This is a genomic window from Inquilinus sp. YAF38 (assembly GCF_052113205.1).
GTDB lineage: Bacteria > Pseudomonadota > Alphaproteobacteria > DSM-16000 > Inquilinaceae > Inquilinus.
In genome coordinates this window covers 1-7,508 of sequence record NZ_JBFRCU010000161.1, presented here as the reverse complement: position 1 = coordinate 7,508, position 7,508 = coordinate 1, and the positions used below count along the sequence as shown (strand labels likewise).

Annotated in this window: 7 protein-coding genes and 1 pseudogene; 2 read left to right on the top strand and 6 right to left on the bottom strand. The window is 70.7% G+C overall.

What is annotated here, in order from left to right; translation table 11 throughout:
* Positions 1 to 97: 97 nt before the first annotated feature.
* The 3 genes from ssuD to AB4Z01_RS35425 all read right to left on the bottom strand — a co-directional run bounded on the left by ssuD (position 98) and on the right by AB4Z01_RS35425 (position 3,333).
* Positions 98 to 1,255, bottom strand: coding sequence for an FMNH2-dependent alkanesulfonate monooxygenase (gene ssuD / locus AB4Z01_RS35435; protein ID WP_441701446.1), 1,158 nt, complete (start codon positions 1,253 to 1,255; stop codon positions 98 to 100).
* 20 nt (positions 1,256 to 1,275) lie between these two features.
* Positions 1,276 to 2,229: an aliphatic sulfonate ABC transporter substrate-binding protein gene (locus AB4Z01_RS35430; protein WP_441701444.1), complete on the bottom strand. Its 954-nt coding sequence runs from the start codon at positions 2,227 to 2,229 to the stop codon at positions 1,276 to 1,278.
* 243 nt (positions 2,230 to 2,472) lie between these two features.
* Positions 2,473 to 3,333: a LysR substrate-binding domain-containing protein gene (locus AB4Z01_RS35425; protein WP_441701442.1), complete on the bottom strand. Its 861-nt coding sequence runs from the start codon at positions 3,331 to 3,333 to the stop codon at positions 2,473 to 2,475.
* Between the two features lie 100 nt (positions 3,334 to 3,433).
* Between AB4Z01_RS35425 and AB4Z01_RS35420 the strand changes: the two genes are divergently transcribed.
* The gene (locus AB4Z01_RS35420; protein ID WP_441701440.1) at positions 3,434 to 4,342 is read left to right on the top strand and encodes a DMT family transporter; all 909 of its coding nucleotides are present in this window, start codon (positions 3,434 to 3,436) and stop codon (positions 4,340 to 4,342) included.
* Here AB4Z01_RS35420 and pdxR read toward each other — a convergent pair.
* Entirely contained in the window at positions 4,339 to 5,760 is a 1,422-nt protein-coding gene (pdxR, locus tag AB4Z01_RS35415; RefSeq protein WP_441701438.1) for a MocR-like pyridoxine biosynthesis transcription factor PdxR, read from the bottom strand. The two genes, AB4Z01_RS35420 and pdxR, sit on opposite strands and share 4 nt — an antisense overlap.
* Positions 5,761 to 5,841: 81 nt before the next feature.
* Here pdxR and AB4Z01_RS35410 point away from each other — a divergent pair, with 81 nt between their 5' ends.
* Positions 5,842 to 6,423: a hypothetical protein gene (locus AB4Z01_RS35410; RefSeq protein WP_441701436.1), complete on the top strand. Its 582-nt coding sequence runs from the start codon at positions 5,842 to 5,844 to the stop codon at positions 6,421 to 6,423.
* A gap of 216 nt (positions 6,424 to 6,639) precedes the next feature.
* Here AB4Z01_RS35410 and AB4Z01_RS35405 read toward each other — a convergent pair whose 3' ends face one another.
* Both AB4Z01_RS35405 and AB4Z01_RS35400 read right to left on the bottom strand, forming a co-directional pair.
* Positions 6,640 to 7,038 carry a nuclear transport factor 2 family protein gene (locus AB4Z01_RS35405; protein WP_441701434.1) on the bottom strand — a complete coding sequence of 133 codons (399 nt, stop codon included), beginning with the start codon at positions 7,036 to 7,038 and terminating at the stop codon, positions 6,640 to 6,642.
* 237 nt (positions 7,039 to 7,275) lie between these two features.
* Positions 7,276 to 7,508 (bottom strand): annotated as a pseudogene (locus tag AB4Z01_RS35400) (hypothetical protein); the annotation flags it as partial.

Sequence of the window (7,508 nt, the reverse complement as noted above, 5' to 3'; positions counted from 1 at the left end):
AAGCAATCCAGGGGCTGGTGCCAGCGGCCCCTGGATTGCTTCGCTACGCTCGCAATGACGGGATTGAGTGCGAGAGGTCTCTTACGGCCACCCGCGTTCACGACACCGCGGTCAGCTTCGGCCTCCCGGCGCCAGTGCCGAATTCGCCGGGATGCAGTTCATGTGCCCCGGCCTGCTCGGCGCCGATGCCAAGGGCCGGGAACAAGAGTTCGGCGACGTTGTACGCCTCCTCCAGATGCGGGTAGCCGGAGGCGATGATGGTCTCGATGCCGAGATCCTGGTATTCGCGCAGCCGCGCCGCGACCGTCGCCGGGTCGCCGACCAGAGCGGTGCCGGCGCCGCGCCGCACCAGGCCGATGCCGGCCCACAGGTTCGGCCCGACCAGCAGCTTGTCACGCCGGCCGCCATGCAGCGCCGTCATCCGCTTCTGGCCCACGGAATCCGACCCGTCGGCCAGCTTCTTCTGAGCCTCGGCGATGGCGTCGTCGGAGACGTCGCGGATCAGCCGCTCGGCCACCCGCCAGGCCTCCTCCTCGGTCTCGCGCACGATCAGGTGGATACGCATGCCGAAGCGCAAGGTGCGGCCACGGGCCGCCGCGCGCGCCTTGGCCGCCTCGATCTTCCCGGCCACCTGGTCCAGCGGCTCGCCCCAGGTCAGGTAGGTCTCGACCTGGTCGGCGGCGAGGTCGAGCGCGGCGTCCGAGGAGCCGCCGAACCACAGCGGCGGATGCGGCCGCTGCACCGGCGGGAAGGACAGCTTGCCGCCCTTCACCTTCAGGAAGTCGCCGTCGAAATCGACCGTCTCACCGGCCAGCAGGCGGCGCCAGATGGTCAGGAACTCCGCCGCCTGGGCGTAGCGCGTGTCGTGGTCGAGGAAGACGCCGTCGCCGGCCAACTCGGCCGGGTCGCCGCCGACCACGACGTTCAGCAGCAGCCTTCCCTGGCTGATCCGGTCCAGCGCCGCCGCCTGGCGGGCGAAGAAGGCGGGCGTGGCCACGCCGGGGCGCAGCGCCACCAGGAAGCGCAGCCGCTCGGTCGCCGTCGCCAGCGCCGTGGCGGTGATCCAGGCATCCTCGCAGCCGCGGCCGGTGGGCAGCAGCACGCCCTTGTAGCCGAGCCGGTCGACCGCGGTGGCGATCTCGCGCAGATAGCGGAACTCGGCCGGGCGGTGCCGGTCCTGGGTGCCGAGATAGGGGCCGTCGCCGCTGGTCGGGATGAACCAGAACAGGTCGAGCGGCTTGCGGGTGTCGGCCATGGGGTGAATCCCTGCTGTGGTCAGGCGCCGGTCCAGACGATGTCGCGGATGGCGATCGGCGCCGGGATCAGCCCCAGCGCGGCGAAGCGGTCGGCGATTTTCTGCTGCTGGGCCACGATCTCCCCGGTCAGCGGTCCGATCCGGAAGGTGGCGCGGTCGACCGAGCGCTGTTCCGCCGCCAGGCTGATGCCGGTCTCGTCGGCGAACAGCTTGGCCACCTCGCCGTGGTTGTCCTCGGCCCAGGCGCCGACCTCGCCCAGCGCCGCCACCAGGCTGTGCAGCGCAGCGGGATGCTCCGTCGCGAAGGATCTCGAGGCGAGGAAATAGGAGTTCTGCGGCTCGACATCGGCGGAGGTCGCCAGCACCTGTGCCTCCTCCTCCAGCTCGGCGATGGCGAAATAGGGATCCCAGATCGCCCAGGCGTCCAGGCTGCCGCCGGCGAAGGCAGCGCGGGCATCGGCCGGGGCGAGATAGACCGGGGTGATGTCCTGCCAGCCCAGCCCCGCCTTCTGCAGCGCCGCGACCAGGAAGTTGTGGGCGCTGGAGCCCTTGCCGACGCCGACGCGCAACCCCTTCACATCGGCGACCGTCTTCGCCGCCGACCCCTTCGGCACCAGCAGGGCCTGGCCCTTGCCGGCCGCCGGCTGGGCCGCGGCGTAGACCAGATCGGCCTGCGCCGCCTGGGCGAAGATCGGCGGGGTGTCGCCGGTGGCGCCGAAATCGATGCTGCCGGCGTTCAGCGCCTCCAGCAGCGGCGGGCCGAAGGCGAACTCGATCCACTCCACCGCGATGCCCTGCGGGGCGAAGTGCTGCTCCAGCGACTTGCGGGTCTTGGCGACCAGCAGGATGCCGTTCTTCTGATAGCCGATGCGGAGGGCTTTCGGCGCCTCCTCGGCCCGGGCAGGGCGGCCGGCCAAGGGCACGGCGGCGGCCAGGGCCAGGGTGGTCGACAGCAAGGTGCGGCGGGAGAGCATGTCCGGTCCTCCGGGATGGGGCGGATAATCTCTCAGCCTGTTGTGGAATAGGTCAACATAATTCTACATCAGCGATGTTAAAATTGATAATTATACAACTACTTAAAGATAAATTGTCATGGCGAGGCGCGCAGCGCCGTGGCCATCCAGAGATCGAATCGCTGGATGGCCACGCCCCTTCGGGGCTCGCCATGACGAGGTGGGAGGCAGTCGGAGGCGTTGTGTCCGCCAGCGCGCCTGGCATCACGCTGCCTCGGGCCGCTCCTCGGCGCAGCTTTCGGCCAGTTGCTCGGCCACGATCCGCACGGCCGGGGATGCGCCGGGCTGCAGCATGACGGCGAGCTCGCTGGGCGGGACCGGCGGAAACCCCTCCTCCGGCCGCAGGATGCGGAGGTCGTCGCGCACCGAGCGCGCCACCAGGATGCCGATGCCGAAGCCGCAGGCGATAGCCGCCTGCACCGCCGGCAGGTTCGAGCCGGTGAAGGCGAGGCGCCAGCGCCGCCCGGCGCTTTCCAGCGCATGGATCGCCCGCGCCCGGTAGATACAGCCCTGGCCATAGGCGACCAGCGGCACCGGGTCGTCCGGCGGCACGCCGTGGCGGCGGCTGGCGACCCAGACCAGCCGTTCGGGCCAGGCGGCGACGGCGGTGCCGATGCCGGAATCGCGCTTGATCACGGCGATGTCCAACTCGCCCTGGCCGAAGGCGCGGCGCAGCTCCGACCCCGCGTCGCAACGCACGTCGAGCCGCAGCGCCGGGCGCAGCCGGGCCAGGCTGGACAAAGCCTCGGTCAGCCGGTCGGCAGCGAAATCCTCGCCCAGCCCGACCCGCACCACCGCCATCCCGTCCGGCCGGCGCAGCGCATCCTCGGCCTCGTCGCTCAGCGCCAGCAGGCGGCGGGCATAGCCCAGCAGCCGCTCGCCCTCCTCGGTCGGCGCCACGCCCCGCCCCTGGCGGTGCAGCAGCGGCCGGCCGACCGAGTCCTCGAGCTTGCGGATCTGCTGGCTGACCGTCGATTGCGTCCGATGCACCCGCTCGCCGGCGCGGGTGAAGCCGCCGGCATCGACCACCGAGACGAAGCTGCGCAGCAGGTCGAGGTCGAGCATGAGACACCTATCGGCTTTTCCACTGCCCTGTATTTAACCATTGAATTTCCAAATGGTCACGCCGGTCGCTAAGGTGCAGCTGATCCGAAGGAGATCGACCATGCACGCCGCCTCGATCCCGGCCCCCGGCCGCAGCGCTCTGCTGCGTTGGGGCTTTCCCGCCCTGTTCGTGGTGCTGTGGGCCTCGGCCTTCACCGCCGGCAAGGTGGCGGTGACCTATGCCCCGCCCTTCCTGCTGCTGTCGACGCGGTTCCTGCTGGCCGGGCTGGTGCTGGCCGGCCTGGCCCGGCTGTCGGGCCGGCGCTGGACGCTCGGTCCCGGCGCCGTGGCGCGCCTCGCCCTGCTCGGCATCGTCACCATGGCGGTCTATCTGGCCTTGTCCTATTTCGGGATGCAAAGCGTCACCTCCGGCTTCTCGGCGCTGATCGTCAGCATGAACCCGGTGCTGACCGCGGTGCTGGCGGCGCCGCTGCTGGGTGAGCGGCTGACCGGCACGAAGCTGGCAGGGCTGGCGCTCGGAATCGTCGGCGTCGGCATCGTGCTGCAGAGCCGGCTCGGCAGCGGCATCGAGGGGCCGGTCGGCATCGCCTTCACCTTCGGCGCGCTGGTGGCGCTGTCCGCCGGCACCATCCTGTACAAGCGGATCGCGCCTGCTGGCGATCTCTGGTACGGCACCGCAATCCAGACGCTCGCGGCCGGCATCGTGCTGCTGCCGCTGGGCCTGGCGCTGGAGCCGGTCTCGGCGATCCGCTGGACCCCGGAGCTCCTGGCCGGCTTCCTGTGGCTGGCCCTCGCCGTCTCGCTGTGCAGCTACCTGCTGTGGTTCGACATGCTGGACCGGCTCGGCGCCTCGACCGCCAGCGCCCTGCACTTCCTGGTGCCGCCGATCGGTCTGCTGCTGGGCTGGGCGGTGCTGGGCGAGCATGTGCCGCCGCTCGACCTGCTGGGCGTGGTGCCGATCGCGCTCGGCATTCGGCTGGTCACCCGCCCCGCCCTGCGGACGACCTAACCGGACGCACGCAGGATCTCGCCCAGCACCCGCGTGGCCTCCTGCAGCCGGCGCTCATCCGAGCCGCCGAAGCCGAGCAGCAGGCCGCAGCGGCCCGCCGGGCCGGCATAGCAGGTCGACAACGCCGTCGCCGTCAGGCCGCGCTCGCCCATGTGCCGGACGAAATCGGTGTCGTCGCGCCCGTCGGGCAGCAGCACCGCGACATGCAGCCCAGCATCGGCGTTGTGAAGGACCAGACGGTCGCCGCAATGCCGCGCCAAGCCGTCGAGCAAGGCTGCGCGCCGGGCGTGGTAGACGCCGCGCATGCGACGCAGATGCCGGGCGAAATGCCCCTCGGCCAGGAACTCGGCCAGCGCCGACTGGTACAGCGTGGGCGGGAACAGGTCGAAGGCCAGGCGCGCCCGCACGGCGTCCTCCGCCAGCGCCTGCGGCACCACCAGGTAGCCGACCCGCAGCGCCGGAAACAGCACCTTGCTGAAGGTGCCGATATAGATCACCCGGCCATGCGCATCCATGCCCTGCAACGCGCCGAGCGGGCGGCTGACATAGCGGTACTCGCTGTCGTAATCATCCTCCAGCAGCCAGGCATCCTCGCGCCGGGCCCAGTCCAGCAGCGCCAGCCGCCTCGCCGCGGTCATCGACACGCCGAGCGGATACTGGTGCGAGGGCGTGACATAGGCGGCGCGCACCCGGCCGGCGCGGCGCAGCGCCTCCATGTCGATGCCCGCTTCGTCCACCGGAACCGGCAGCAGCCGCGCCCCGCCGGCGACCAGCGCGGCGCGCGCGCCCGGATAGCCCGGCTCCTCGATCGCCACGCCGTCGCCGGGGGCAAGCAGCATCGCGGCGGCGATGCGCAGCGCCGCCTGCGAGCCGGACACGACCAGAATCTGCCCGGCATCGCACCGGACGCCACGGGCGGCTCGGATATGATCGGCAATCGCTGCGCGCAGCGCCGGCAGGCCCGCCGGATCGCCATAGGCCATATGCGCCAGCGGCAGCCGCTGCGCATGCCGCGCCACCAGCCGCGCCCAGGCCGCGTGCGGAAACCGGTCCAGCGCCGGCAGGCTGGTGCGGAACGGGGCGAGCCCGCCATAGTCGCGCTCCGGCGGGACCCGGGGCTCGGACCGCGCCGCATCCGGCGCCGGCCGCGATTCCAGCAGCTCGTCGGGCAGCGCCTGGCTGACATAGGTGCCCGACCCCGCCCGGCCCTCGAGATAGCATTCGTGCAGCAGTTGCTCATACGCGGCCAGCACCGGCAGGCGTGAGACGCCCAGCTCGACGGCCAGGCAGCGCGTCGACGGGATGCGCTGGCCGGGCCGCAGCGTTCCCTCGAGGATCGCGCCGCGGATGCCGTCATAGATCTGCCGGTGCAGCGGCAGGCGGCCGGAGCGGTCGAGGGGCAGATGCAGAGTGGTCATGGCATCTAGACCGGAGGTGGTGATTTTCAGATTACCACCTCCTGCCTAGCTTGGCTCATCCTTCAGATCCGGGAGAGCCTCATGCCGGCGATGTTCCACCTCCTGCTGCCGGCCGGTCTGCTGGCCGGCACGCTCCTGCTGCCGCCACTGGCGGCGGCCCAAACTGCGACCACGACGGCGCCGTCCGATGGCCAGCACGATTTCGACTTCGAGATCGGCACCTGGAAGACGCAGATGAAAGTGCTGGCGGAGCCCCTCAGCGAGACGCCGGACCAATGGCTCGAATTCGACGGCACCTCGACGGTCCGCAAGGTCTGGGACGGTCGCGCCAACCTGCTGGAGCTGGCGGCCGACGGCGCCGGCGGGCACCACATCGAGGGTTTGAGCCTGCGCCTGTACAACCCGAAATCCGGGCAATGGAGCCTGCATTTCTCCAACGCACGGGTCGGCAAGCTGACGCCGCCGGTGTATGGCGGGTTCACGGATGGCCACGGCATGTTCCAGGGCGAGGATTTCCTCGACGACGGCCGCGCCGTGCTGGTCCGTTTCGAGATCCTGCCCATGGCGCCCGATGTCTACCGTTTCGTGCAGTCCTTCTCCGCGGATGGCGGCAGGACGTGGGAGGAAAACTGGATCGCCACCGACACGCGGACGTCCCGCTGAGGATGCGCGTCGCCGCGCCGCCTTCCGGCTGGCGCAGCGATGCGGCCGGCTACAGCACGAAGTCCGAGGCCTGCAGGCCGACCACCCCGTTCAGACGGATATGGAAGTCGGAGACGCCGTCGCCATTGACGTCGCCGGCGTTCTCCTGACAGGAGGCGGCCGCCGGGAAACAGGCGACCGCCCCGATATCCGAGATGATTGGAAAAAGCCGGCCTCTCAGGCCAGCGGCGTCCAGCTCTCGAACACATGCTCGCGGGCGATCTTGCCGTCGCGCATGTGGAAGACATGGACCAGCCGCAGCTCGATCCGCGACCCGACCGGCGCGTCGACCATGCCCTCGCCGGTCAGGCGGAAGCGGACGAGGCAGTCGTCCACCACCCGGTCCGCGGTGGCGAAGCGGTCGAGTGGCTCGACCTCGACATCGGTGATGGCCGAGAAGATCCGCCGGTAATTCGCCAGGATCGCCGCCTTGTCGGTCAGGCGCTGGCCGCGGGCCGGCACCTCGAGCACGGCGTCGTCCGTGTAGAGCGCCATGACCGAGGCCGGGTCGCGCGCTTCGTTGCGGATATGCTCATCGACCACCGCAAGGTTGGTCGCAATCGCATCAGCAGGCATGGAGCAGTCCTTTCCCGCCGGATGCAGGCCCATGGCCTCATCCGCCCGATCTGTGAAGTGGAGAAGCCGCCCTGTCCGGTTCAGTTGCGACGAGCCCCTCCGCAGGGGCGCCGTCGCCGCCGGCGGGTCGTGCCGCCGGGTCCGGTCGATAGGCGAGACAGTGTCGGGAATCGGGAAAGCCCTCAACCCCCGAGGATTAGGGGTACAGTCCTCGGGGATCGAGAGTTGCGCGGGCGCTCAGGCGCCGGCCATGACCCGCGCGATCGCCGCGTCCAGCAGCTCGACGCCCAGGTCGATCTCGGCATCGGTGGCCGTCAGCGGCGGCGCGATGCGCATGGTGCCGCCGGAGAGGCCGGCGCGGACGATGTTGGCGGACAGGCCGAGCTCCAGCGCCGTGTCGGTCACGGCATCGGAGATCCAGGCCGCGTCGCGCCCGCCGGCATCGCTGAACTCCAGCCCCAGTAGCAGCC